The organism is Kocuria sp. ICS0012, from assembly GCF_001665945.1.
Taxonomy (GTDB): domain Bacteria; phylum Actinomycetota; class Actinomycetes; order Actinomycetales; family Micrococcaceae; genus Kocuria; species Kocuria marina.
In genome coordinates this window covers 66,632-91,755 of sequence record NZ_LZMM01000019.1, presented here as the reverse complement: position 1 = coordinate 91,755, position 25,124 = coordinate 66,632, and the positions used below count along the sequence as shown (strand labels likewise).

Below are 25,124 nucleotides of genomic sequence, written 5' to 3'. Positions count from 1 at the left end.
CGTCAGCCGTGGCCCCGGACCTGGGGTGGGTCTGCGGCGGAGCGGGTCTAGAAGCCCCCGATGACGCGCCCAATGATGGCCAGGACGGTGAACGGTGCCACGACCACGGCCAGTCCGATCAGCACGACCTTGTCCATGGCGCCCTCACCGGAGCGCTCGCGGTCGAGGTGCTCTCCGGGCGGGAGCCCGTGGTGCGGGTGCTGCGCGCGGCGGCCGCTCACCGGGAGCTGCCCGTGTACCTGTTGAGCCGCCAAGTGCGGTTCGTGGCCGTCACGCAGGAGGTGCACCGCCGGATCGCCGCGCGCCAGCTCGAGCAGCTGGAGACGGACCGCCGCATCCACGAGGTCTTCACCCAGCTGACCCTGGAGGCTGCCCCGGTCCAGCGGATCGTTGCGGAAGCCGGGCGGCTACTGGGTGCCGAGGTCGTGTGGCGGCGGCGTGCGGCGTCGTCGTCACCGGAGGACAGGGGGGGACCGTTCCCGTGGTGGTCGCGAGGGAGACGGTCGGGTGGCTGTCTGCCGAGCCGCGGGGTGCCGGGCCCGCGTTGCGCGCCACCGTGCTGGAGCGGGCGGGGCAGGCGGTGGCGCTCACGCTGCTGTCCGAGCGCAGCCGCCGCAATGAGAAGCGCCAGGCGGAGACCGCCCTGCTGCACGAGCTTCGGCGCCCGTGGAACGTGGACGAGGACTCCGCGCGGCGGCGTGCGCACGAACTCGGGATCGGCGTGCTGCGCCACGGGGTGCTGAGCGAGGCGGCCCCGGCCGCGTGGCTGCCAGTGGTCGTGCGCTGGGAGCGCCCGGGGGCGGGTCCGCTGGGCGAGCACCAGGGCGGCGGCGCCGTGCCCGATGCGCTCGCGTGGGCGCTGGGCCGGGAGCGCACGACGGCGCTTGCTGGCCGTCTTGGCGCTGCCTCCGCGGCCGTGCTGGTGCCGCTGGCCGCGCGCACCCCTCAGGACGCCGTGGTGGAACGGGTGCTTACGGCGGCGGAGCAGCGCCTGGAGGGAGCGTGGCGGGTGCTCGCGGGGGTCTCCGATCCAGAGTCGGGGATGATTGGCGCGGCCGCCCGCCTGGACGAGGCCGGAATGATCGCGGAGGCCGCGGTGTCCCTGCTCGCGCGGGACGGTTGCGCGGAAGGTGGCCCCTCGCAGGACGGGACCGTGGCGGACCGCGCGGCACGGCAGGACGCCGCCCGGTCCGGTTCTGTGCGCTCCGGTTCCGCGCGGCGGCGGTGCTTCCGCGCACAGGACGTGCGGCTGCGCGGGCTGCTCGCGATGTTGCGCGGGGACGAGCGCGTGCAGATGTTCGCGCGCGCGGAACTCGGGAGCGTCCTGGACGTGGAGCGCCACGAGGACCGTGAGCTGTTGACACAGTTCCTGGCGTGCGGCGGGAACAAGAGCCTGCTGGCCCAGCGGATCCACCTCTCCCGCCCGGCGCTCTACGGGCGGTTGGCCCGGCTGGAACGCAGGCTGGGGGTGTCGCTGGACGATCCGGAGTCGCGGACGTCCCTGCACGTGGCGCTGCTGATCGCGGAGGTGGAGGGGTGCTGAGGACGGCCCGGGCGGCGTCGTGCGCTAGGACTCGGTGGGGTAGTCGCGCGGCCAGCTGTGGCCGAGGGTGGCCTCCACGCTCTCGTTGAAGCGGCGGGTGAGACGGGCCAGCGCGGTGACGTCCTCCTGCGGCCAGTCCGCAATGAAACGCTGGTAGGACTCGCGGCGGACCTCCAGTTCCTCCACAAGACGGTGCACGCCCTCCTCGGTGGGCTGGTGCTTCTTGGCGACGCCGCCCTCAGGGTCCTTGATGCGCTCGATCAGACCGCTCTTCATGGCGGCTGCGACCTGCCGGTGGACGGTGGAGATGTCCAGGCCGAAGGACTGAGCCAGCTCGGCCACGCTCATGGGGCCGCCGGCCTGCAGACGGGCGAGGAGCACGGTGGAGCTGCGGTCCAGCGCCTCCCGGCGGGACTGGGGTGGTGCTCCCTGGAGGGCGTATCTCGAGAGCAGCATGTTCTCGTAGACGAGTTCGCTCACTGAGTCATCGCTGTGCACGGTTCCATCCTTTCATCCCCGGGTGGACGGCTTCCGAGGGGCTGCCGCCGTGGCAGCTCTCAACGGTAGGCGGGACGGAAAAGCAGGGGAGCGGGGTCGTCGGCAATAATTGCATAATACAAATCCTGGGGTAATATCTTGCACTATACAAACCCAAAAACTCCAGGAGGTGCCCGTGTCGGTCGACGCGAAGGACGACGTTCCCACAGGTCAACTGCCGGTTGTGGTGGAGCAGGCCACGCCCGGTCCCGCGCACTCGGCGGGCCCGGCACGGCTGGTCACGCCCACGTTCGTGGTGGCGTGGGTGGTCAACTTCCTGCAGTACCTGACCTTCTACATGCTGGTCACCACCATGGCGCTGTACGCGGTGAAGAGCTTTGCCGCCTCGGACGCCGTGGGCGGCTTCGCGTCCAGTGCGTTCGTGGTGGGGGCGACCGTCGCGCGGCTGGTCTCCGGATACCTCGTGGACATCCTTGGCCGCCGGAAGATGCTGCTGATCGCGCTCGTGGTCGTGGTGGTCGCGTGCGCGCTGTACCTGCCTGCCGGGTCTCTGCCCGTGCTGATCGGGGTGCGTCTGCTGCACGGCTTCGGGTACGCGTTCGCGAGCACCGCCGTCATGACGATCGCGCAGTCCGTGATCCCCGACTCCCGCCGCGGCGAGGGCACCGGGTACTTCGCGCTGGGCACTACGCTGGCCACTGCGGTGGGGCCCGCGCTGGGGCTCTTCCTGGTGGGTTCGCTGAACTACACGTGGCTGTTCTGGACGACCCTCGTCACCGCCGTGCTCGGCCTGGTGCTGGGTGTCTTCCTGCGGGAGCCCCTGGTCAAGCGTGAGGCCCAGGCCAACCAGGAGATGGACAAGCAGCGCGCCGCCTTCTCGCTCAGCGACATCGCCCACCCGGCAGTGCTGCCCATCGGCTCCTTCATGCTGGTGGTGGGCGTCTGCTACGCGGGCGTCATCACCTACCTCAACGCCTATGCCGAGGTCCGCGGAGTCACCACCGGCGCGGCTCTGTTCTTCGTGGCGTACGCCGTGGCCATGCTGATCATGCGCCTGGTGCTGGGCAAGGTGCAGGACCAGCGCGGCGACAACGTGGTGGTCTACCTGGGCCTCGTCTGCTTCGCTGTGGCCCTGGGCATCCTGGCGGTGGCGAACCAGGACTGGCAGGTGGTCGTGGCCGGCGCCATGACCGGTCTGGGCTACGGCACCCTCATGCCGGCCGCGCAGGCCATCGCCGTGAGCGCGGTGCCCGCCCACAAGCTGGGCACCGGCATCTCCACGCTGCTGTTGCTCATGGACGTGGGCGTGGGCGTGGGTCCCGTGATTCTGGGTCTGTTGCTCTCCGCCGCCGGTTTCGGGGCCATGTACGCGGTTCTCGCCGTGCTGGTAGTCGTTGCCGCTGTGCTGTACCACGCGGTGCACGGCCGGCACCCGCACGCCAAGCGGGGGCGGCTCGTGGTGGACTGAGGTTCGCTCTTTCGGGGCGCGTGGCGTGTGCCGCGGGCCCCTTTTGGTTGTGCGGCTGGGCGGGGGCGACGACGCCGCGGGGCCGGGTGGGCGTGTGCTGGCGCCTGGGTGCTGGGTGCGGGGCTCTTGTCGACGCGTGTAAAGCGTGCTTGACTATAGTCAAGCACGCTTTACACAGCTCAGCAGGAGGACGACATGACCCCACGACCCAGGTCACCGGTGTGCGCTGAGCCCAGGTGCTCGAGGACTTTGTCCCGCCCGCCCCGGCGCTCAGCGATCTGCACCGCCGTCGCCCCCGACGCCGTCCGGACCTTACGCACGAACACCACGGTCCGACCCTACCCACCCGATTAGTGTGTCGCCGACCCCCGCCACAGGACCCTGACCAGCGACAACACCGGCCAAGTCAGCCAGGAGCTCTCAAGTGGCACGAGTCAGGCCCTGCACGGGCAACGGTTCGACCTTGGACTTGGGCGTTCCCTGGGGTTCACTGAGCCCGTGCGCAGGGCCCTGGGCACCATGTCCGCGCCACCGAAAGACTTCGCATCCGCCATTGAAGCCGTACGCGAATACCTGACCGGCAGGGCGGATATCACGATGCGCCCGGCCCACAACGGCCACATCCCGCTATTCGTGTTGGGGACCGGAAGTGGCTTGAAGATCGCGGCGCGCCTGGGTCTGCCGGCGGTGGTCGGTGGACCGTTGCTCACCGCCGGGCCGGAGGCCTTCGACGAGTACCGCTCCACCTTTTGCCCCAGCGAGCAACTGGACGAGCCGTACCTGATCGCTTCCACGGAGATCTTTGTTGCGGATTCTCCCTCCGAGGCGCGCGAACTCTCTCTGCCCGAAGCGTGGGCCATGTCCGAATCGCGCCTCACGGGAGCTTTTCCGCCGCTCGAGCCGACGACGTCGCTACCGGATTCCCTGACGCAACGGCAGCAACGCAACGTGGCCAAGGCATTGGCCCCCGTGATCGCGGGGACCGAGGACCAGGTTTTGAGCGCAATCAGTGAATTGCTCGTGCGTACCGGCGCGGACGAGATCATGAGCACCGCCTCGACCTTCGACACGACCGCGTTGTACACCTCTGATGCGCGGCTGGCCGCCGCCGTCGCCGCCACCTTGTGAGCGCCCAGACCTCACACCGGGACCTCCCAACGCAAGGACCGCAAGCGTGGAAGCGGGCGCCAAGGACGCAACCACGGCCACGGCCCCCGCTGTGTCACAGGCTCACGTTGGCCCGGAATCCCATCTTGGAGACCGTAAGGATCAGTTTGGGTTCCCCGGTGAGTTTTCGGATCCGGGATATGGCCATGTCGATGGCGTGGTCGCTGGGCGCCGCGGGCACTTCACGGCGGATGGACTGGCGAGTCACCAAGTCCCCTGCGGCCTGCATCACCACGCGTGTGATGTTGGCCAGGTGGGAGGGCAGTTCCACGCGGCGTTCCCCGCACAGCAGATGCGCGCCGCGCAGGGTGACCTGTCCGAACGGCGTGTGCGGCAGGTCCACGGTCTGTCTTTCCAGGTGGGTGGTCAGTGCCCGCACCAGGGACCCCATGCGGGGGCGGTCCGGGATCAGCGGTGTGATTCCCGCCCGCTGCAACGGCTCCGCGGTTACGTGCCCCACGGCCACGCTGAGCACACGGTGACGCAGTGCTTCGAGCAATGGCTCCATGGTCCCTTCCTTCTGGGCGCGTTCGAATAGCGCTTCCACCGCGGGGGCGGAGGTGAAGGTCACGGCGTTGACGTGTTCCTTGATGATTGCCAGCATCAGCTGGGAGACTGCGGCCACATCACGGGGCTGTTCCCATCGATAGGGCTGGACTACGGTCAGGCGCGCGCCGGCGCGTTCGAGGCGTTCCACGTGTGCGTGGTCCACGGCCCCGTGTTGTTGGAACACCACGTGTTTGTCGGCCACGCCGCGGCTCAGTGCCAGGTCCACCAGGGAGCTCGTAGAATCCTGCGATGCAACCCCCTGCTCCACGAGCCCGAGGCTCTTGATGGCCCCACGGGCCTTGGCTCCGCGCACGAGGATGTCAGCGCCCTCGAGCGCCGCACACAGTTGGGATCGTGTTCCACCGGCCTCCGCAGCCTCGAACCATCCGCGCACACCGTGCCCCGTGGTGACCAGCAGCACCCCCGGTTTGTCCTCGATCACCTGGGCGGAGGCCCGGTGCAGCGTCTCGTCGTTCTCGGTGGGCACGATGCGCATGGTAGGCGCCTTGAGCACGGTGGCGCCGCGCCGTTCGAAAGCCTCCGCCTGGTCCTCGGCCCGGCGTGAGGCGGTCACAGCGATCACGAAGCCGGTCAGGGAATCCGACGGAGCCACGAGCACCTTCTCGCTCGCCTTGACCGTCGACGACGCCGTCCCAGGTTCCTCCTGAATCCGACCATCGCGAATCCCCCGGCCCGGGATCCCGCCGTCCCGAATTTCGGCTGCGGGTTCCGCGGTGGGCCCGCGTGTGAGCGGAGACTTCAGTGGCTCAGACTCTTCTGAGCGCTCGTTTGAAACTCTCTCGATCAACCGCGCGAGGTCATCGCCCAGTTCGACCACGTGCCCCAGCACGACGATCGCAGGGGAGCTCACTCCCTCGTCGGATACCACACGCGCAATGGAGCGCGCTGCGGATGCAAAGACCCGCTGCCGCTGTGTGGAACCCTTTTCGACCACCGCGGCGGGCAATTCCGGATCCAGGCCGTGCTTCACCAGACCGGCCATGAGCTCGGGCAGGTGCGCCAACCCCATGAGCACCACCAGGGTGCCGCCCACCTTGACCAGGCCTTCCAGCTCGTCGGGAGCGGGCACCTCATGACCGGAGATAACGGTGAAGGAGCGGTTGATGCCGCGGCACGTGACCGGGATACCGGCAGCCGCGGGCACCGCGATACTCGAACTGATCCCGGAGACCACAGTGACCTCGATGCCCTCCCCCTGCAGGGTCCGCCGTTCCTCGGCGCCGCGGCCGAACACGAACGGGTCCCCGCCCTTGAAACGCACCACACACGCCCCGGCGCGGGCGAACTCCACCAGGGCCCGTTCAATCAAGTATTGGGGCATCTTGTGATGGCCGGGGTCCTTACCCACGTTCACCAGCAGGGCTCCCGGGCACAGTTGCTCGAGCACCGCGGTGGGTGCCAGTTTGTCGTAGAGCACCACGTCCGCCCGCATCAGGTGCTGCCGGGCCGCCTCCGTCATCAACTGCGGGTCACCGGGACCACCACCCACCAGGGCCACACCGGGCCTGCCCGAGCGCAGGGTCGAGAACGGTTTGCCGTGCCTCCTGCTCAAGGCACGCCACCGCTTGGTCTCCGCGGCGTCGTCGGCGGCGCACACCACGGCCGCGGCACCGGACGCTGCAGCGTCGGCGTCGAAGTCCGCGGCCTCCGCGCCCACGAAGGTGCAGGCTTCCAACGCGGTGCGCACCGATTCCCGGGCCGGGTCCGCTTTCACACCCAGCCGCCGGGCCACCCTAGCCAGCGCATCCCCGCGGGCACACAGTTGCTCCGCGGTGCCCGCAACGCTCACCCTGGCACCGGCGCGGATCAGCCGGGCGACCTCCAGCGGCGCGGCCGGGCCGGTTCCCACGAGCAGGACCGGACAACCGTTCCAGTCGAAATCACTCATGCACCGATCCCGATGGTCGGCCCGGAGATCATCACGCGCTCACCGGCGGTCGCCGGACGCACCTGCCCGCGCTCGGGCACCTGCACGATGGTCTCGTCCGTTGCCTGCGGGTCATTGATGAACGGCGTGAAACGCGCCAGCTTCACCGGGTCGTTGAGGGTTTCGGCCCACTCATCGCGGTAGTCGGCCACTAGATCGCCCATGGCCGATTCCAGTTCGTCGCAGATCCCCAGCGAGTCCTCCAGGATTACCTCGCGGAGATGGTCCATGCCGCCCTCCAAGGACTCGACCCACGGTGCGGTGCGCTGCAGCCGCTCGGCGGAGCGGATGTAATACATGAAGAACCGGTCGATGACCTTGACCAGCATCCTGTCATCGACGTCGCTCACGAGCAGTTCCGCATGCCGGGGGGTGAACCCGCCGTTACCGCCCACGTAGACGTTCCAGCCCTTGTCCGTGGCGATCACCCCCACGTCCTTGCCGCGCGCCTCGGCGCACTCACGGGCGCACCCGGAGACGCCGATCTTGAGCTTGTGCGGGCTACGCAGTCCGCGGTATCGGTTCTCCAAATGCACGGCCATGCCCACGGAATCCTGCACGCCGTAGCGGCACCACGCCGAACCCACGCAGGACTTGACCGCGCGCAGCGACTTTCCGTAGGCCTGACCGGATTCCATGCCCGCGTCGATCAGCCGCTGCCAGATTTGCGGTAACTGCTCCAAGCGCGCGCCCAACAGGTCGATCCGCTGAGCACCGGTGATCTTGGTGTAGAGGTTGAACTCCTTGGCCACCTGGGCGATCACCGCGAGCTTCTCGGGGGTGATTTCGCCCCCGGGGATGCGCGGGACCACTGAATACGTGCCGTCTTTCTGCATGTTGGCCAGAGCACGGTCGTTGGTGTCCTGCAGTCCGTCGCGGCCGCCGTCCAACACGTGCTCGTGGAAGGCGGTGGCCAGAATGTTGGCGACAACCGGCTTGCAGATGTCGCAACCGCGGCCTGTCCCGATTTTCTCGATGACTTGGGTGAAGCTCGTCAGGCGGGACAACCTGATGGCCTCGAACAGCTCGGGACGGGACAGTTCGAAGTGCTCGCACAGTCTTTTGGAAATTTCGAGACCGGCGCCTTCCATTTCCTTGGTCATGATCTTGCCGACCAGTCCCACACACGATCCGCACTGCGTCCCGGCCTTGGAACACTTCTTGACCGAGGCCAGGTCGTGGCAGCCCTGACCCACGGCCTGCTTGATCTCGTGCACGGTCACGTTGTTGCACGAACACGCCACCAGATCGTCGGGCATTTCCGCGTCGGGAACGTCGCCACCGCCGGAAAGATAGGCCCTGGGCGCTCCGGGCAGTTGGCGGCCCAGCAGCGCGCGCAGGCTCGCGTACGGTTCCGCGTCCCCCACGAACACCCCGCCCAGCAGGGTCCTGGCGTCGTCGGAAAGGACGAGTTTCTGGTAGACGCCCTCGACCGGGTCGGACATGACCACGTCCAGGGTCCCGCTCTTCCGGGACAGCGAGTCGCCGAAGGAGGCCACGTCCAGGCCGTGGAGCTTGAGCTTGGTGGCGTCGTCGATCTCGGTGAATTCGTCGTCACCGCCGGTCAACTGCGCGGCCACCACCTCGGCCATGGCGTTGGCCGGTGCCACGAGGCCCACGCACGTTCCGTCGAAGCTGGCTACCTCACCGATCGCCCAGATCCCGGGGGTCGCGGTGCGGCACGCGGTGTCGATGGGCACGCCACCGTTGGGCGCGGTCTCCAAACCGGCGTCGCGGGCCAGCTCGTCACGGGGCGTGATGCCAATGGCCCACACCACGAGGTCCGCCTCGATCAGATCCTCGCCCACCGCCACCCCGCCCACGGTGGACGGGTCCGCGGCGGCGGGCAGCACCGCGCTGGGGCGCTGTCCCAGGTGTAATTCGATCCCGCGCTGCTCGATGGCCCGGTTCAGGGTCCGCCCGCCGCCCTCGTCCAGTTGCGAGGACATCAGCCAGTCCCGCGAATGCACCAGATGGGTTTCGAACCCGTACTTGACCAACCCGCCGGCGGCCTCGAGACCCAGCAGTCCGCCGCCGATCACCACGGCCTGGGGCGGCTTCTCGGGGCCGCGGGCGCTACTGAGGGCCTCAACGTTGGCCCGCATCCGATCGACATCGTTCACGGTGCGGTAGACGTAGACTCCGGCCAGGTCATTGCCGGGCAACGGAGGCATGGTGGCGGCCGAACCGGTCGCGAGCACTAATTCGTCGTAGGCTAGTTCCGTCTCACCGTTGACGTGCACGCTCTTGCGCTCCGGGTCGATGCTGTTGACCCACGCATTGGTGACCAGGTGGGTCCGTTCGTTCCACATACCCACGTTGGTGAGGCTCAGATCGTGGTCCGGGTCCCAGTGCTTGGCCAAGTTGACGCGGTCGTAGGGAGCCACGCTTTCTTCTCCCAGGACGACGACGTCGCTGCGGTCGCCGCGCCCGCGCAGGGCCGTGACGAAGCGGTGTGCTGCGGGCCCCGCGCCGACCACCACGACCCTGCGTTCAGACACGGAGGTCGGGAGGTCGCGGATGTTGATGAGTTCGGGCATGGGGTTCTCCTAGGAGTTGGAACGTGTCTCCACGGTAGAAATCGAATGTCACCCGGCCGTTGTCACTTTCTTACGGCCGTGTAAATTGCGCCTGCGTCGGACCTAGAAATCCAGGCCGACCTGGATGATTCCGTCGACCACTCGAACGGGGTAGGTCTCCACGGACAGCTCGTCATTGGTCAGGCACTCACCGGTTTCCAGGTTGAAGACCGCCTTGAGCAGGGGCGAGGCAATGGTGGGGACGCCACCTGATTCGCCGACAATCCCGCGGGAGAGCACGGAGGCACCGGTGTCCGGGTCCACGTTGGAGCTCGCGTACAGCCGGTCGTTCCAGGTCCGGTACAGGGCGATGTGGCGGCCCTTGAGCAGGGCGGCCGCGCCGACGTCACGTTCCAGACGGTGTTCTTCGACCACGGGGGTCCAGGTGAGGGTTTCGACGGCGGTGGAGTGGGTCTCGCGAGTCAGAACGGTCATGGCGGTTCTCCTTGGCGACTGTGGTGCATACAAGTGGTCGGTGTGGCGGCTCAGGCTGCCATGGCTTGGGAGACCACGGATTCGAGTTTGTCCTTGCACCCGCCGCAACCGGTGCCGGCGCGGGAACATTTGGAGACCTCGGCCACGGTGGTGGCTCCGGCGGACACGGCCTGCTGAATGGGTGCCAGGGCCACCCCCGCACACCGGCAGATGATGGACTCCGGGGTCAGTTCCGGTGCGGTATCCGCGCCGCTCGGGGTGTCCGCGGCAAGCAACACGGAAGGGTCACCCGGGGCGGCACCGGATCGTTCGAACAGCATGGCCAGTTCGGCACCGGCCTCCGGCGCCCCCAGAGCCACGAATCCGAGGATGTTCCGATCGCGCGAGACCACCTTGAGGTAACGCCCGGTGCGTGGGTCCTCCCAGGTGGCCACGTCGACTCTCGGCTGCTCGAAGGCTCGAGCGTGCACCGAGCCCGCAGCGGTGAGGCTCACGGCCTGCGACTTCATGGTGATCAGTTGCGACACCTGTGAAGGAACGCGGTTGTGGGTGCCGTCCAGAATGTCCGCCAGGGCTTGCGCCTGCTGCCACCCCGGGCCGATCAGCCCGCTCGGGGCGGAATCCTGGTAGTCGATAGCCATACATTCTGGGCACACGGGATTGCTGCACAGCACCTCCGCGCAGTCACCGATCGCGTAGATGTTCGAGGTGCCGTGGACCCGCAACTGATGATCGACCAAAATCCCACGATGGGTCGGTAGCCGCACTTTCTTGGCCCACTCGGTACGGGGCTGCGCTCCGATGGCCGGAATCAACGCGCCGGCTTCTCGCACGGTTCCATCGTCCAAGACGACCCCCGTGAAGCGACCACCCTCACTGCGCACGCCGTTGATGCCCCCGGGGATCACCTGGATACCGGCCTGCCTCAGCACGTGGGCCAGCATTCGGCTGGCGTCAGGATCCAGCTGCCGCGGCATCAGGTCCTGCCCACGGTGGATCAAGCTCACCTGCACTCCGTGCTCGGCAAGGTTGAGCGCAAGCTCGATCCCCAGAATCCCACCGCCGAGGACCAGGACATCCTGGCCCGTCTCGACCACCTCGCGTAACCGCCGAGCGTCGGACATGTCCCGCAAGGGGTGCACTCCGGGTAGGGGGATGGAATCCAGGTGGCACGGATCCGTGTCCAGAACGTCCAATCCGGGGACCCGCGGCAGAACGGCGCGCGCTCCGGTGGCGAAGATCAGATCGTCAAAGGAGATCAACCGGTCATCAGTGGTGTGAAGGTACTGCCCGTCCAAGGAAATGTCGCTGAGCGTGGTACCCGTGAGGAACGTTACCCCCTCCGGGAAGTTGGTCTCATCGCACGCGAGGTCCAGGTCTTGCGGGGTGCTATGCCCGGTGACCAGGTTGGCCAGCAGGATGCGGTTGTAGGCACCTTCCGGCTCGCTCCCGATCACGCACACGTGCACCCGGCTCTGGGCAAGGGGTTCCTCGAGTTCTTCGATCAGGCGGGCGGCCACCGGGCCGAAACCGATGATGACTATGCGACGCACTGTTCCTCCTGGGACACCCACACGCGGGTGGCTTTGAATTCCGGCATCTTGGACAGCGGGTCCGTGGCCGAGGAGACCAAACGGTTCACACTGTTGGACCCTGCGAAGTGGAAGGGCATGAACAGGGTGTCGCGGCGGATCTGTCGGGACAGCCGAGCCCGGGCCTGCACGGTTCCCCGCTCGTTGTGCAAAGTGAGCAGCTGCCCCTCGACCACCCCGTAGAGGTGGGCGGTCTCCGGGTTGATCTCGACTCGCCCGTCAGGATCCGAGGCGAGCAGTTCCGGGACCCGTCGAGTTTGGGCACCCGACTGGTAGTGGCCCAGCAGGCGGCCTGTGATCAGGGTCAGCTCGGCCCCGTCGAAGATCCGCTCGGCAATCGCCCGGGGGGACACGTCCGCCAGGGTGGCACGGCCGTCCGCGGTGGGGAACGAGTCCCGGAACAGGCGCGGTGTGCCCGCGCTGCCCGCCGGGTAGGGCCAATAGCACGCCCTCTCCTGGTCGAGCAGGTCGTAGCTGAGACCCGAGTAGTCCGCGCGGCCACCGGCCGAGGCTCGGGTGAGCTCCTCGAACATCTGCTCCGCCGTTCCGAAGAACATGGTGGAACCCAACCGGGTGCTCAGCTCGGCCAGCACGGCCAGCTCGTCGCGCGCGGCGCCGGGCAACGGCAGCGCCCTACGACGGCGGATGACCCGGCCCTCCAGGTTGGTCATGGTGCCTTCTTCCTCCGCCCACTGCGCCACCGGCAGGATCACGTGCGCCAGCTGAGCGGTCTCCGACAGCACGAAGTCACTGACCACCAGGAAATCCAGGTCGGCCAGTGCACGGGTCACCCGTGTGGCATTCGGGGCGGAGACCACGGGGTTGGAGCCGTGAATCATCAGTGTGCGCACCCCGTGGTCGGTGCCGCACGAGAGCAACAGTTGGGTGGCGTCAATCCCCGGACCGGGGATGTCCTGCTCATCGATGCCCCACACCGAGGCCACGTGCGCTCGGGCCTGCGGGTCGTTGATGGAACGGTAGCCGGGCAGCTGATCGCACTTCTGACCGTGTTCGCGCCCGCCCTGGCCGTTGCCCTGCCCGGTCACGGTGCCGTACCCGCCGGGTTCGCGGCCCGGCAGCCCCAGCAGCAAGGCCAGGTTGATGGCGAGGCTGGTGGTGTCCGAGCCATTGGTGTGCTGTTCCACGCCGCGCCCGGTCAGGACGAACGCGCCCCTGTCCTTGGCCGTGGCCAGCCCGCGGGCGACCGCCCGGATCTTGGCGGCGGGGACACCGGTGAGGCTCTGGACGTGTTCAGGCCAGTAGCGCTGGGCGGTGCGCTTGAGCCGGGCGAAACCATTGGTGCGGGAGGCCACGTAGGCGGCGTCGTAGAGGCCCTCGGCAATGACCACGTGGATCAGGCCCAGCAGTAGTTCCTGGTCGGTTCCGGGGGTCGGTGCCAGGTGGATCCCGCACTCGCGTTCCTCCGAGCGGGTCAGGTCCGCGGTGGCGGACTCGCGCAGGTCGATCACGAACAGCCCGCCGTGCTCCCGCGCGGAGGCCAGGTGCTGGACGAACGGGGGCATGGTGTCCGCCACATTGGAGCCGATCAGTAGCACGGCGTGCGCGCGGTCCAGATCGGTTAGTGGGAACGGTAGGCCGCGGTCCAAACCGAAGGCCCGGTTACCGGCGGCCGCCGCCGAAGACATGCAGAACCGGCCGTTGTAGTCGATCCGACTGGTTCGCAGCACCGCGCGGGCGAACTTGCCCAGTGCGTAGGCCTTCTCGTTGGTGAGCCCACCGGCTCCGAAGATCCCCACCGCGTCGCGGCCGTGCTCACGCTGGGTGCCCCGGATCGCCTCGGTGATCGCTGTCAGCGCGTGGTCCCACGTGGTGGGTTCCAGTCCGTGGGCCGTGCGGATCATCGGCTGGGTGATCCGATCCCCCAGGCCCAGGACCTTGGCCGCGGAGCTGCCCTTGCGGCACAGTCCGCCGCGGTTGGTCGGGAACTCGCGCCCGGTCACCGTCACGGGTTCGCTCGCGTCCGAGTTGGGGGTCAGTGTCATGGCGCACTGCAGGGCGCAGTACGGGCAATGGCTGGCCACCCCGTGGCTCGCGGGCGGTTCTTGGGTGATGAGGGATTCAGACACGACCGTCTCCGAACGTGGTGCCCTTGCGGGCGTAGACGCCCCACGTGATGGCCAGCAGCACCAGGTACCCGGCGGCAAAACCGATAAATGCGCCGTCGTACCCGCCCGTGTTCTCGTGGACGATGCGAAGTACCTGCGGGATCAGGAACCCGCCGTAGGCACCGATCGCGGAAATGATGCCCAACGACGACGCCGCGGCGCGCGTGGCTTTCTGGTCGTCGCCGTAGGCCAGCGAGAACGCGGTGGGGATCATCCGGTAGGTCGAACCGTTACCCATGCCGGAGGCGATAAAGAGGACCAGGAAGCCCAACAGGAACAGCCAGAAGTTACCCAGCCGCAGCAGCCCGATGATCGCCAGCGCCATGATGGCCATGACAGCGAACGCTGCGATCGTCGGGCGGGCACCGCCGAATTTGTCGGCCAGCTTCCCACCGTAGGGACGAGCCAGGGAACCGACCAGCGCGCCGAGGAACGCCAGGGACAGTGTGGCCGCGCCGATGGTGAAGGCGGAGAACTGCGGAAACGTGTCCGCGATGACCTTGGGGAACACACTGGCGAAGCCCATGAACGACCCGAAAGTACCGATGTAGAGCACCGCGATGACCCACAACTGCCCATGTTTGAGGGCGGCCAGATACGAGCTGACGTCCGCGGTGGCGTGGGAGAGACTGTTCATGCAGTAGTACGCGCCAACCGCACCCAGCAGGATGAACGGAACCCAGAACCAGCCGGCCAGGCTGACCATAGGGCCACCGGTCAACAGCACACCACCGGCGGTGATGACAATCGGCACGGTGAACTGCGCGACGGCCGAGCCCAGGTTTCCGCCGGCCGCGTTCAGACCCAGCGCCCAGCCCTTCTCCTTGGCCGGGAAGTAGTAGGTGATGTTGGTCATCGACGAGGCAAAGTTGCCGCCACCGAAACCGGCGAGCGCGGCCACCGCCAGCAGCACACCGAACGGGGTGTCCGGGTTGCCCAGGCACATCCCCATGCCTACGACCGGCAGCAGGAGCAGCAGGGCGGAGATGACCGTCCACATGCGGCCACCGAAAATCGGAACCATGAACGTGTACGGGAAACGCATGGTGGCGCCCACGAGGCTGGGCACCGAGATCAGCCAGAACTGCTGCGAGGTGCTCAGCGAGAAACCGGCCGCGGGCATGGCCACCACGGCCACGGACCAAAGCTGCCACACCACGAAACCCAAGAACTCGACATAAATGGACCAGTTCAGGTTCCGGCGGGCAATGCCCCGGCCCTCACGATTCCACTGTGTCTCGTTCTCGGGGTTGTATCCGTCGATCCACCGGTTGGGCCGGTGCCGTAACGGTTCATCGACAGCGAGTGTGTCAAGGTCATCCAGCAGACCTTGTTGACGCGTATCCAGTGACATGCGTGGCTCCTTCGGTCGTCACCATTACGAAGAAACCTACGGGCAGGCTGTTTCACCCAGCCGACCAGGCCGGTTACAGAGGGGTAACAAATAATTCACTGCCCCCAGCGACCCTGTGAGAGCTTGTCCGCGCTCGAGATCCCCATGGCGGACTCACCTGCCGGAACCCTCAGTGGGGCGCTAGCCTGAGGTGCATGTCCTCCCCCGAGCAGATCCCCACCGAGATCCTCGAGCTTGCCCGTAACGCACGGCGGGTGACCGTGCTGACCGGCGCGGGGATGTCTGCCGAATCCGGTGTTCCGACCTTTCGCGATGCGCAGACCGGGTTGTGGGAACGTTTCGATCCCACGGAGCTGGCGACACCGGAGGCCTGGGAGGACGACCCCGCCCAGTGCTGGGCGTGGTACGCCTGGCGTGCATCCCTGGTGCGCGGCGCCCAGCCGCACCCCGGGCACTTGGCGATCGCCCAATGGCAGGCTTACCCCGACATGGACCTGCGGATTTCTACCCAGAACGTCGACGACCTGCACGAGCGGGCGGGGGCCACGGTTCTCGCCCACGTTCACGGAGACCTCTTTGAAGGCTCTTCACAGATGAGGGTGTAGCTGTGGTGCGACCTGGGGCGGCGCGTCGGTGTCGGGGTGAGGGTCGAGGTCTTCCGATGATGGGAGTTCTCACACAACCCGTCCGGAAGACCTCGACGTGCCTGACGCTACCTTCACGCGCCCTGACCTGACTACCTTCACCCGCCTCGACGGCCTCGGTCTGGAGGTCACCGGCCAGCTGCTCGAGCCTGACCGGTCCGTGCTGGCGTGCCGGGTCGTGGAGCCGGACGACTGGTGCAGGCGGTGCGGCTGCCAGGGCGTGCCCCGTGACACGGTGAGCAGGGAGTTGGCGCACGAGCCGTTCGGGTGGCGCCCTACCACGCTGGTGCTCACCGTGCGCCGCTACCGCTGCAAGGAGTGCTCGCACGTGTGGCGTCAGGACACCACCGCTGCGGCGCCGCCGCGGGCCAAGATCTCCCGCGCCGGCCTGCGGTGGGGTCTGGTCGGGATCGTCGTCGGCCACCTGTCGATGGCCCGAGTTGCCGAAGGACTGGGCGTGGCGTGGAACACCGCCAACGACGCGGTCCTGGCTGAGGGCCGGCGTCTGCTCATCGAGGACCCGACCCGCCTGGACGGTGTCAAGGTCGTCGGGGTCGATGAGCACGTGTGGCGGCACACCCGGCGCGGTGACAAGTACGTCACCGTGATCATCGACCTCACCCCGGTCCGGGACGGCACCGGGCCCTCACGCCTGCTGGACGTGGTCGAAGGTCGGTCGAAGAAGGCGTTCAAGGACTGGCTGGCCGAGCGGGACCAGGCTTGGCGCGATGGGATCGAGGTCGTGGCCATGGATGGGTTCGCGGGCTTCAAGACCGCCACCACCGAGGAGCTGCCGGACGCCGTCACGGTTATGGATCCCTTCCACGTCATCCGGTTGGCCGGGGACGCTCTCGATGAGTGCCGCCGCCGAGTCCAGCAGGAACTGCACGGACACCACGGACGCAAGGGCTACCCGCTCTACACCGCGCGGCGGACCCTGCACACCGGGGCTGACCTGCTCACCGACCGCCAGCACGAGCGCCTTGACAAGCTCTTCGCTGGGGACCGGCACGTGCAAGTCGAGTGCACCTGGGGGATCTACCAGAGGATGATCTCCGCCTACCGTCACCCCGACCGGGCAGCCGGCCGCGTCGAGATGAGCTCCGTGATCGACGCCCTCGCCGACAGTGTGCCTGAGGCGTTGGTAGAACTGCGCAAGCTCGGCCGCACCCTGACCAGACGCGCCTGCGACGTCCTGGCCTACTTCGACCGGCCGCGCACGAGCAACGGACCTACCGAAGCCGTGAACGGTCGCCTCGAGCACCTGCGTGGCCTGGCCCTCGGCTTCCGCAACCTCACCAACTACATAGCCCGCGCACTCCTCGAAGCCAGCGGATTCAGACCACACCTACACCCCGAATTGTGAAGAGCCCGTAAAGTTGGCGCGCTGTGCCCGGCCGAGCGGGCAGCACAAAATCTGGTGCGGTCGGGGACCAACGTGCTTGCAGACGCTGAAACGTCCACGTGGGGTAAATAATCATCGGTCGTACGGAAGCGAGCTGAGCTGGAACCTTGGCCTGTGCCTGTCAGTGCCTGACAGGAAGCTACCCGGGTTCACGCGGAGGGAGCGGCCACGGCTCAGCCACATTGGTCATCCCTCGCTCCATGGCCCAAGCAGGCCAACACGCACGATGATACCGGTGGGTGTTCGGCTTGAATTGGATTCCTCTGGGCGTGCCCGGCGAGAAGAGACAGGGGCGCTTAGGCGCGCTTCGTGAGCGGGCCCTTTGACTTTTCATGGATGGGCTGTCGAGAGACTTCCCTTCGGCGGGATAGAGCTCTCTCGTCTCACCCCACGCTCGGTGCCGTGGAGCTGAGGGAATATGGGGTGGTCGCAGGCCGGAAGGGGGTCCCTACCTGTGACTATATACCCCCTATGGGTATATAGTCACAGAGATGAACACGCCCGCCACCACCCACCCCACCGATCACTCGGACTCCCTCTCGGGCCACGACATGCACGACCACGCCCCCTCCAACCCCGCAGGTCACGACATGTCCAACATGGCCGCCAGCGCCACCCTCCACTGCCTCACCGGCTGCTCCATCGGCGAGATCCTCGGCCTGATCCTGGCCACCGTGTTCGGGTGGGGCAACGTCACCAGCACCGCCGTGGCCATCGCCCTGGCCTTCGTGTTCGGCTATGCCCTGTCCTCCCTGCCCCTGCTGCGCGCCGGCATCAGCGTGGGTCGGGCCCTGCGTCTCGTGCTCGCCGCGGATACCGTCTCCATCCTCACCATGGAGGTCGTGGACAACCTCGTCATGTGGCTGGTCCCCGGTGCCATGGACGCCGGCCTGCTCGACGCCCTCTTCTGGGGCTCCATGGCCCTGTCCCTCGTGATCGCGTACTTCGCGGCATACCCGGTGAACAAGGCCCTGCTGCGCCGCGGCAAGGGCCACGCCATTACCCACCACGCCTCCGGCGGCGGCCCCATGGACAACCGCCCCCTGGCGTACGGCATCAGCGCGTTCATGCTGGGCGGCTTCGTCGCCTCCCTCGGTACCCTGCTGTAGGGCACCCTGCTGTAGGGAACCAGTGAAGCAGGGTTCCGCTGCCACCGCGCACTCCCACCAGAAACCCGCCCGTACCGGGGTCCAGCAACCCGGGCGGGCCCGCAGAAAGGATCCTTTCCCATGCGTCGACTTCCCCTCACCCTCGCCGGTCTCGCCATCCTGGTGACCGCCACCGCCTGTTCCGCCGGTTCCGATTCCGCGGACCACTCCGCCCACGAGGGCCACGAGACCAGCGCGACCTCCAGCGCGACGAGCCAGGCGACGTCGTCCTCCGCGAGTGGCACGCCCAGTGCGAGCCAGGGCGGGCACGAGCACATGCACGCCATGGACGGTGGCCCCGCCCCGGAGGGCATCACCGCCGCGGAGAAGCCCACCTACCCGGTGGGCACGCAGGTCACGCTGACCGCCGACCACATGGAGGGCATGAAGGGCGCCCCGGCCACTGTGGTGGGCGCTTACAAGACCGTGGCCTACGCCGTGAACTACACCCCCACGGACGGCGGACCCGAGGTCACCAACCACAAGTGGGTCGTCCAGGAGGAACTCCAGGGTGCCGGTTCCGAGCGCCTCGCGGACGGGACCGAGGTCACCATCGAGGCGGACCACATGCCCGGCATGAAGGGCGCCACGGGCACCGTTGCCTCCTCAACCACCCAGACGGTCTACATGGTGGACTACGAGGCGGACGGCATGACCATGACCAACCACAAGTGGGTCGTGGAGAAGGAGATGAAGCCCCGCGGCTGATTTCACCGCACCAAGCGTCATCTCCCGCCAACCTGCATGTTTTCGAATACTCTTGGCTTCATCTCCTCCGCTGCCGCGGATTCGGAGCGTGTCCATCCCCCCAGACACACGGAGCGCCCTCGTGAGCCCTGAACACCCGTCCGTCCTCGTTGCGGACGACGACCCCGACATTCGCGACCTCGTGGTCTTCAAACTGCAGCAGGCGGGATACGAGGTCCGGGCGGTGGAGGATGGCACCGCTGCGCTGAGCGCGCTGGAGGAAGGCATCCCAGACATCGTGGTGCTGGACGTCATGATGCCCGGTCTCAGCGGACTGGACGTGCTGCGCCAGATCCGTGCCACCGAGGCTCTGAAACACCTCAAAGTGGTCCTGCTGACCGCCCGAGCCAGGGACGCGGACGTGGACGACGGGTACAACACCGGTGCGGACGAGTACGTCACCAAGCCCTTCAGCCCCCGTGAGCTGCTGCACCGTGTGAACAGCCTCCTCGGCCGGGGGCGGTGACCCGCAGTGGCGACCCCCACGGTGGTCTCCGCGCAGCTGCTGTCCTGGGTGCTGTGGGTTCTGGTATGGGCCGCGGCCCTGCTCCTCGCGACCGTCCTGGGAACGCGTGCAGGCCGGCAGTGGCGTGAACGCCGGGACGCGAAGCTGCTCGGTGAGTTGCGCCCCGCAATGCTCGAGGTCGCGTCCGGTGAGGACGACGACGCCTCCGCCCTGCGCCGCCTGACCGCGGTGCCCCGGCGCCGCGTACCGGTGGTGGACCGCGCCGTCTCCGCGATGCTCTCCAAGGTCAGGGGGGAGCCCGCCCGTGCTCTGGCCAGGGTGCTCGACGCCCACGGACGCGCCGAGTGGGCCATCACGGGGCTCTCCTCCCACAGCGCGGTGCGCCGTGCCCACGCTGCCTGGACCCTCGGGCTGATGCGCGCTCGCGAGTCCGCGCCCCGGATCCTGCCCCTGCTCCAGGACCGTTCCGCGGACGTGGTGGTTGCCGCCGCCCGTGCCCTGGCGCTGCTCGGCGACGGCTCCGCGGCCCGCGCCGTGCTGCGCGCGGTGGCGCCGCGGCGTCGTCCCCGCGGACTGCCCAGCTGGGTGGCCGTGGAGTCCCTGTGCGCCTTCGACGACGCAGCGGCACCCGTGATCGAGGAGGCCACCCTGCACCCGGACCCGGCGGTGCGCCATGTGGCGGCAACTGTGATCGGAGTGCGCCCCGTGCCAGGTGCCGCTCCCGTCGTGCGTGAGCGCCTGGCACAGGAGACCGACCCCCGGGCCCTCACCGCCTTCGTCGGCGCCTTGGGATGGGTGGGGGGAGCGCAGGACCTCGCCGTCCTGTCCGAGCTCGCCCGCCACCGGGACGAGAACGTGGCGCTCGCCGCCGTGGAGTCCCTCGAACGGCTGGGTCTGCCCGCCTCCGTGGCGGCCCTGGGCCCCCTGGTCGAGGACACTCGGCCCCGGTTGGCGGAGCGGGCCGCGGTGGCTCTCACCGGACTGGGCCCTGCCGGGCGGGAGCGGCTGCTGGGCGCCCTGGACGGTGACACCCCTGCCGTGCACCCCGCCCACTACGCGCTGCAGCTGAGCGCCATGAGAGGAGCCGGCCGTGGAGTGGCTTGAGCTGCTGCGCGGCGCTGTGGCCGGGATCCTGGCGTTCATTGCGGTGCCGGTGCTGATCTACTTCCTGCTGATCAACACGTCCTACCTGGTGATGATCGTCCTGGCGGCGGTGGACTTCGTGGCCTACCGCCGCCGGATCCCGTTTGCGGGGCGGGAGGAACTGATGCGCTCCCGCACCATGCCCGGCATCAGCGTGGTGGCACCCATGCACAACGAGGAGGTCGGCATCCGCGTGGCCGTGGAGTCCTTTCTGTCGCTGCAGCACCCGCGCCACGAGGTGATCGTGGTGGACGACGGCAGCACCGACAACGGTTTCGAGGTGCTGCGCCGGGCCTTCGACCTGGTGCCGGTGTCCCGGCAGATGCCCGAGGACGTTCCGGTGCGGGAGGCACCGACCAGCATTCACGTCCCACGGGACGGGCGGACCCGGCTGACCGTGGTGCACAAGCGCAACTCGGGCCGCTCCGACTCCACCAACGTGGGCGTCAACCTGGCCCGCGAGGACCTGGTGCTGTTCGTGGACTCGGACTCCATCCTGGACCCCGGGGCGCTGCTGACGGTGTCCCGGCCCTTCATCGAGGACCCGATCTCCACGGTCGCCGCCGGGGGAGTGATCCGCGCCGTCAACGGGTGCCGCGTGAAGGGCGGCCGTGTCCTGGAGGTGCGCATGCCGGGCACGCCGCTCGCGGACATCCAGGTGATGGAGTACCTGCGAGCCTTCCACCTGGGACGCGCAGGCTGGTCCCGGATCAACGCGTTGCTGCTGATCAGCGGCGCGTTCGGTGTCTTCCGCCGGGATGCCCTCGTGGCGGTGGGAGGCCTGGACGCCTCGAGCATCGGTGAGGACTTCGAACTGGTGATGCGTCTGCACCGGACCTTCCGCAGGCAGCGCCGGCCCTACCGCGTCACCTTTCTCACGGAGCCCATCTGCTGGACGGAGGTCCCCAGCACCCTGCCCGTGCTGCGGCGGCAGCGGGCGCGCTGGCACCGGGGTCTGTGGGAGACCCTGTGGGCCTACCGGGACATGCTGTTCAACCCCCGCTACGGTCGGCTGGGTCTCGTGGCGGTTCCGTACTACTGGCTCTTCGAGCTGATCGCCCCGCTGCTGGAACTCGCCGGGCTGGTACTGATCGCGCTGGGCTTCGCGCTGGGACTCGTGTCCTGGCAGTACTTCCTGTTGTTCATGCTCGTGGCCTACGCGTACGCGATCATCGTGACCCTCGCGGCCGTGACGATCGAGGAGCTGAGCTACCACAAGTACCCCCGCTGGCGGGACCTGGGCATCACGCTGGGCGCGGTGGTCCTGGAGAACCTGGGCTACCGCCAGCTCACGGCGTGGTGGCGCATGGAGGGCTGGGTGGCTTCCCTGCTGGGGCGCCGCCAGCAGTGGGGCACCATGACCCGTTCGGGTTTCACGGAGGTGGACGGATGAGCGCCCGCTTCCCGGCAGTGACCCGCGTGCGGGACGGTGTCCGCCACCGCGGGGTGCGCGCCATCCTCATGCAGGTGCTCGCCCTGTTGTGCCTCGCACTGCTCTTCACCGGCGCCACCGCACTGTGGGGACTGCACACGGTGCAGCTGAACGTGGCCGCCACGCGCACCACCATCACACCCCTGATGGATGCCACGCACCAGGTGGAGGCCACGCTGCTGCGCGCCCAGACGGCCGCGCGGGGCTACTCGGTCAGCGGAGACCAGGCTTTCGCGCGGGAGTACGCTAAGGCCACTGCGGACCTCACTGCAGCCCAGGACGTCCTGGGTGAGGTGGCGGCCGGGCGGCTGCCGCAGCTGCGGTCCTTGAACGAGTCCGTGGACACGTGGCTCGGTCTCACCCGGGAACCAGGGAGGGACACCCCGCGGAGATCTCTGGACCTGCCCACTACGACATCCGCCATGGACCGGGCCCTCGGCACACTGGAGGACGTCCGGGCGGACGCCTCCCGCCTGCGGGAGCAGCGCAGAGCGGATCTGAACCGGTCCATGACCCTGGCCGCGGCCGCCGTGGTAACTGCCGCGATGCTGTCGATCGCGGTGGCGTTCCTCGCCCTGGGCCGCGCGGACCGCGCCCTCGGGGCGCCGCTACTCGCGCTGCAGTGCACGGTGGCGAGGCAGCGCGCGGGCGACCACGACGCCGTCGCGGACACCTCCCACGGCGCTGCGGAGGTGGTGGATCTCGCCGCGTCCTTCAACGCCTTCACCCGCGAGGCCCGGGACGTGGTGGAGCAGCGGGAGCGCACCCTGGAGCAGCTCACGGAGCTCAACCGCCAGAAATCCGTGTTCGTCTCCACCACCAACCACGAGCTGCGAACCCCGCTCACGTCCATCAGCGGCTATGTGGAGATGCTCCAGGACGGGGACTTCGGCAGTGTCGGCCCGGAACAGGCCCGCGTGCTGGAAGTGGTGCGGCGCAACACGGAACGGCTGCGGCTGCTGATCGAGGACCTGCTGCTGATCAACAAGCTGGACCAGGACCAGGAGAACCGCTCGGCGCGCCACCGTGTGCTGGACCTCGCGGAGTGCGTGTCCGGGGTGGTCACCAATCTCGTTCCCCAGGCCGCGGCGGGCGAGGTGACCGTCCACGTGGACACGGACGGTTCGTGGCCCGTGTTCGGGGACCGGGACCGTCTGGAGCGGGCCGTCACCAACGTGGTGGGTAACGCCATCAAGTTCACCCCGCCCCACGGTGCCGTCTCGCTGACGCTGGAAGGCACGCCCGATGGCACGGGAGTCCGCCTGACGTGCACGGACACCGGGATGGGCATTCCCGAGAAAGAGGTGGGGTCCCTCTTCACGAGCTTCACCCGGGCCTCCAACGCCACGGCCCAGCAGGTGCCCGGAACGGGACTGGGGCTCGTGATCATGCGCACCATCGTGGAGCAGCACGGGGGGTCCGTGGCCCTGGAGTCGGTGGAGGGGGAAGGCACCACCGTCACGCTGAATCTCCCCCTGGCGACCCAGCGGAGCGAACCGGTGCAGCGGGTTGTGGCTACCGATGCTCCGTGATGCTCTCCTGAATGAGAATTGTTCGCAACCATGAGGTTCCGTGAAGGCTCGCACCTCGCTCCGCTCCCTCAAGCAGATCCCCGGCTCGCAGGTGGTCCGCCGCCGGGGCAAGACCGACGTGATCAACAGGAAGAATCGGCGCATGAAGGCTCGTTAGGGCTGAGCCGCGCGCGGGGCGCCCCCAGGAGCCGGTTCGTGCGGCGTCGGCGATCACCGTGGGGTGCGTAAATTACTCCTGGGCTGCCCCATGTGACGAGCAACCGGGGGTAGCGTCCGCTGGGGGCGAATCCTTGCTGTGGCAAACGTTTGTGCATGCCACCATGGCGACATGGCTACTACCGATTCCACCAGCACCCAAATTCAGCTCGTCTCCCGCCCCGAGGGGTGGCCCGAGCACGAGAACTTCCGCACCGTCACCGTGGACCTGCCGGAGCTGCAGGACGGAGAGGTGCGCGTGCGCAACGAGTTCATGTCCGTGGACCCGTACATGCGCGGGCGCATGCGGGACGAGAAGAGCTACGTCCCGCCGTTCGCCCTGAACGAGACCATGACCGGCGGCGCCATCGGCCGCGTGGTCGAGTCCCGCTCCGAGGACCTGCCCGAGGGCACCCCCGTGCTGCACCAGTACGGCTGGCGCGACCTCGCCCAGGGATCTGCCAAGGAGTTCACCAAGGTCGAGGAGCTGCCCAACGCCGAGCTGTCCGTGTACCTGGGCGTGCTGGGCATGACAGGGATGACTGCGTACACCGGGCTCACCCGCATCGCCGGGCTGAAGGAGGGGGACCGCGTGTTCGTCTCCGGTGCCGCCGGCGCCGTGGGCTCCATCGCGGGTCAGATCGCCAAGCTGCTGGGCGCCTCCTACGTGATCGGTTCCGCCGGCTCGGACGAGAAGGCCCGGATGCTCACCGAGAAGTACGGCTTCGACAAGGTGCTCAACTACAAGGATGCCCCCATCCGTGAGCAGCTGGCCGATGCTGTGGGTGAGGATGGCGTGGACGTGTACTACGACAACGTGGGCGGCGACCACCTGGAGGCGGCTCTGGACGTGCTCAACCGTCACGGCCGTGTGGCCGTGTGCGGCGCGATCAGCCAGTACAACTCCACCGAGCGCCCCTGCGGCCCGGACAACATGGGCAACATCATCAAGAACTCCCTCATGCTGGAGGGCTTCACCATGGGTGACCACACTGACGTCGCCCAGGAGTACCGCCAGCGGATGGGTGAGTGGTTCACCTCCGGCAAGGTCACCCACGATGAGACCGTGGTGGAGGGCATCGACCACGCCGTGGACGCGTTCCTGGACATGATGAAGGGCGCGAACAAGGGCAAGATGGTCGTCAAGATCTGA

General features: G+C 68.1%; 21 protein-coding genes. 13 read left to right on the top strand and 8 right to left on the bottom strand.

The genetic code is table 11. The annotated features are described in order from the left end of the window. Positions 1 to 47 precede the first annotated feature (47 nt). Positions 48 to 341, bottom strand: a complete 294-nt coding sequence (locus tag A5728_RS14670) for a hypothetical protein (RefSeq protein ID WP_064845470.1) — start codon at positions 339 to 341, stop codon at positions 48 to 50. Between the two features lie 140 nt (positions 342 to 481). Between A5728_RS14670 and A5728_RS02100 the strand changes: the two genes are divergently transcribed. Further along, a complete protein-coding gene (locus A5728_RS02100; protein ID WP_064845469.1) occupies positions 482 to 1,543 on the top strand; it encodes a helix-turn-helix domain-containing protein in 1,062 nt (353 codons plus the stop codon). Between the two features lie 24 nt (positions 1,544 to 1,567). Here the strand turns inward: A5728_RS02100 and A5728_RS02095 are convergent, their stop codons facing one another. Then, on the bottom strand, positions 1,568 to 2,041 hold the full coding sequence (locus A5728_RS02095) for a MarR family winged helix-turn-helix transcriptional regulator (protein ID WP_082943167.1): 474 nt from the start codon (positions 2,039 to 2,041) through the stop codon (positions 1,568 to 1,570). Between the two features lie 175 nt (positions 2,042 to 2,216). Between A5728_RS02095 and A5728_RS02090 the strand changes: the two genes are divergently transcribed. Both A5728_RS02090 and A5728_RS02085 read left to right on the top strand, forming a co-directional pair. Then, positions 2,217 to 3,509 carry an MFS transporter gene (locus A5728_RS02090; protein ID WP_197493055.1) on the top strand — a complete coding sequence of 431 codons (1,293 nt, stop codon included), beginning with the start codon at positions 2,217 to 2,219 and terminating at the stop codon, positions 3,507 to 3,509. 498 nt (positions 3,510 to 4,007) lie between these two features. Next, complete coding sequence (locus A5728_RS02085) at positions 4,008 to 4,637, top strand: LLM class flavin-dependent oxidoreductase (protein ID WP_231885460.1); 630 nt, start codon at positions 4,008 to 4,010, stop codon at positions 4,635 to 4,637. A gap of 94 nt (positions 4,638 to 4,731) precedes the next feature. On the opposite strand, the gene A5728_RS13330 is transcribed toward A5728_RS02085, so the two are convergent. The 6 genes from A5728_RS13330 to A5728_RS02055 all read right to left on the bottom strand — a co-directional run bounded on the left by A5728_RS13330 (position 4,732) and on the right by A5728_RS02055 (position 15,259). Then, positions 4,732 to 7,134 (bottom strand): uroporphyrinogen-III synthase, encoded by a 2,403-nt coding sequence (locus A5728_RS13330; RefSeq protein ID WP_082943166.1) that lies wholly within the window; start codon positions 7,132 to 7,134, stop codon positions 4,732 to 4,734. After that, complete coding sequence (gene nirB, locus A5728_RS02075) at positions 7,131 to 9,713, bottom strand: nitrite reductase large subunit NirB (RefSeq protein ID WP_064845467.1); 2,583 nt, start codon at positions 9,711 to 9,713, stop codon at positions 7,131 to 7,133. The genes A5728_RS13330 and nirB overlap by 4 nt, the downstream gene beginning before the upstream one ends. A gap of 102 nt (positions 9,714 to 9,815) precedes the next feature. Then, on the bottom strand, positions 9,816 to 10,187 hold the full coding sequence (gene nirD / locus A5728_RS02070) for a nitrite reductase small subunit NirD (protein ID WP_064845466.1): 372 nt from the start codon (positions 10,185 to 10,187) through the stop codon (positions 9,816 to 9,818). 50 nt (positions 10,188 to 10,237) lie between these two features. Then, positions 10,238 to 11,740, bottom strand: coding sequence for an FAD-dependent oxidoreductase (locus tag A5728_RS02065; RefSeq protein WP_064845465.1), 1,503 nt, complete (start codon positions 11,738 to 11,740; stop codon positions 10,238 to 10,240). Continuing rightward, positions 11,728 to 13,866, bottom strand: a complete 2,139-nt coding sequence (locus A5728_RS02060) for a molybdopterin oxidoreductase family protein (protein ID WP_255359865.1) — start codon at positions 13,864 to 13,866, stop codon at positions 11,728 to 11,730. Before A5728_RS02060 ends, A5728_RS02065 begins: the two co-directional genes overlap by 13 nt. Further along, positions 13,859 to 15,259, bottom strand: a complete 1,401-nt coding sequence (locus A5728_RS02055) for an MFS transporter (protein WP_064845464.1) — start codon at positions 15,257 to 15,259, stop codon at positions 13,859 to 13,861. The genes A5728_RS02060 and A5728_RS02055 overlap by 8 nt, the downstream gene beginning before the upstream one ends. Before the next feature lie 194 nt (positions 15,260 to 15,453). On the opposite strand from A5728_RS02055, the gene A5728_RS02050 reads away from it, so the two are divergent. The 10 genes from A5728_RS02050 to A5728_RS02005 all read left to right on the top strand — a co-directional run bounded on the left by A5728_RS02050 (position 15,454) and on the right by A5728_RS02005 (position 25,124). Beyond that, complete coding sequence (locus tag A5728_RS02050) at positions 15,454 to 15,864, top strand: Sir2 family NAD-dependent protein deacetylase (RefSeq protein ID WP_082943164.1); 411 nt, start codon at positions 15,454 to 15,456, stop codon at positions 15,862 to 15,864. 97 nt (positions 15,865 to 15,961) lie between these two features. Beyond that, positions 15,962 to 17,269, top strand: a complete 1,308-nt coding sequence (locus tag A5728_RS02045) for an ISL3 family transposase (RefSeq protein ID WP_064845463.1) — start codon at positions 15,962 to 15,964, stop codon at positions 17,267 to 17,269. Positions 17,270 to 17,799: 530 nt separating this feature from the next. Beyond that, the gene (locus tag A5728_RS02040; RefSeq protein ID WP_082943163.1) at positions 17,800 to 18,417 is read left to right on the top strand and encodes a DUF4396 domain-containing protein; all 618 of its coding nucleotides are present in this window, start codon (positions 17,800 to 17,802) and stop codon (positions 18,415 to 18,417) included. A gap of 120 nt (positions 18,418 to 18,537) precedes the next feature. Continuing rightward, the gene (locus A5728_RS02035) at positions 18,538 to 19,164 is read left to right on the top strand and encodes a YdhK family protein (RefSeq protein WP_064845462.1); all 627 of its coding nucleotides are present in this window, start codon (positions 18,538 to 18,540) and stop codon (positions 19,162 to 19,164) included. Positions 19,165 to 19,285: 121 nt separating this feature from the next. Next, a complete protein-coding gene (locus tag A5728_RS02030; RefSeq protein ID WP_064845461.1) occupies positions 19,286 to 19,669 on the top strand; it encodes a response regulator transcription factor in 384 nt (127 codons plus the stop codon). A gap of 6 nt (positions 19,670 to 19,675) precedes the next feature. Next, positions 19,676 to 20,773 carry a HEAT repeat domain-containing protein gene (locus A5728_RS02025; protein ID WP_064845460.1) on the top strand — a complete coding sequence of 366 codons (1,098 nt, stop codon included), beginning with the start codon at positions 19,676 to 19,678 and terminating at the stop codon, positions 20,771 to 20,773. Further along, positions 20,760 to 22,205 carry a glycosyltransferase gene (locus A5728_RS02020; RefSeq protein ID WP_064845459.1) on the top strand — a complete coding sequence of 482 codons (1,446 nt, stop codon included), beginning with the start codon at positions 20,760 to 20,762 and terminating at the stop codon, positions 22,203 to 22,205. The genes A5728_RS02025 and A5728_RS02020 overlap by 14 nt, the downstream gene beginning before the upstream one ends. After that, entirely contained in the window at positions 22,202 to 23,776 is a 1,575-nt protein-coding gene (locus A5728_RS02015) for an ATP-binding protein (RefSeq protein WP_064845458.1), read from the top strand. The genes A5728_RS02020 and A5728_RS02015 overlap by 4 nt, the downstream gene beginning before the upstream one ends. 40 nt (positions 23,777 to 23,816) lie before the next feature. After that, positions 23,817 to 23,933, top strand: coding sequence for a ribosomal protein bL36 (locus tag A5728_RS02010; protein WP_064845457.1), 117 nt, complete (start codon positions 23,817 to 23,819; stop codon positions 23,931 to 23,933). Positions 23,934 to 24,104: 171 nt separating this feature from the next. Then, positions 24,105 to 25,124 carry an NADP-dependent oxidoreductase gene (locus A5728_RS02005; protein ID WP_064845456.1) on the top strand — a complete coding sequence of 340 codons (1,020 nt, stop codon included), beginning with the start codon at positions 24,105 to 24,107 and terminating at the stop codon, positions 25,122 to 25,124.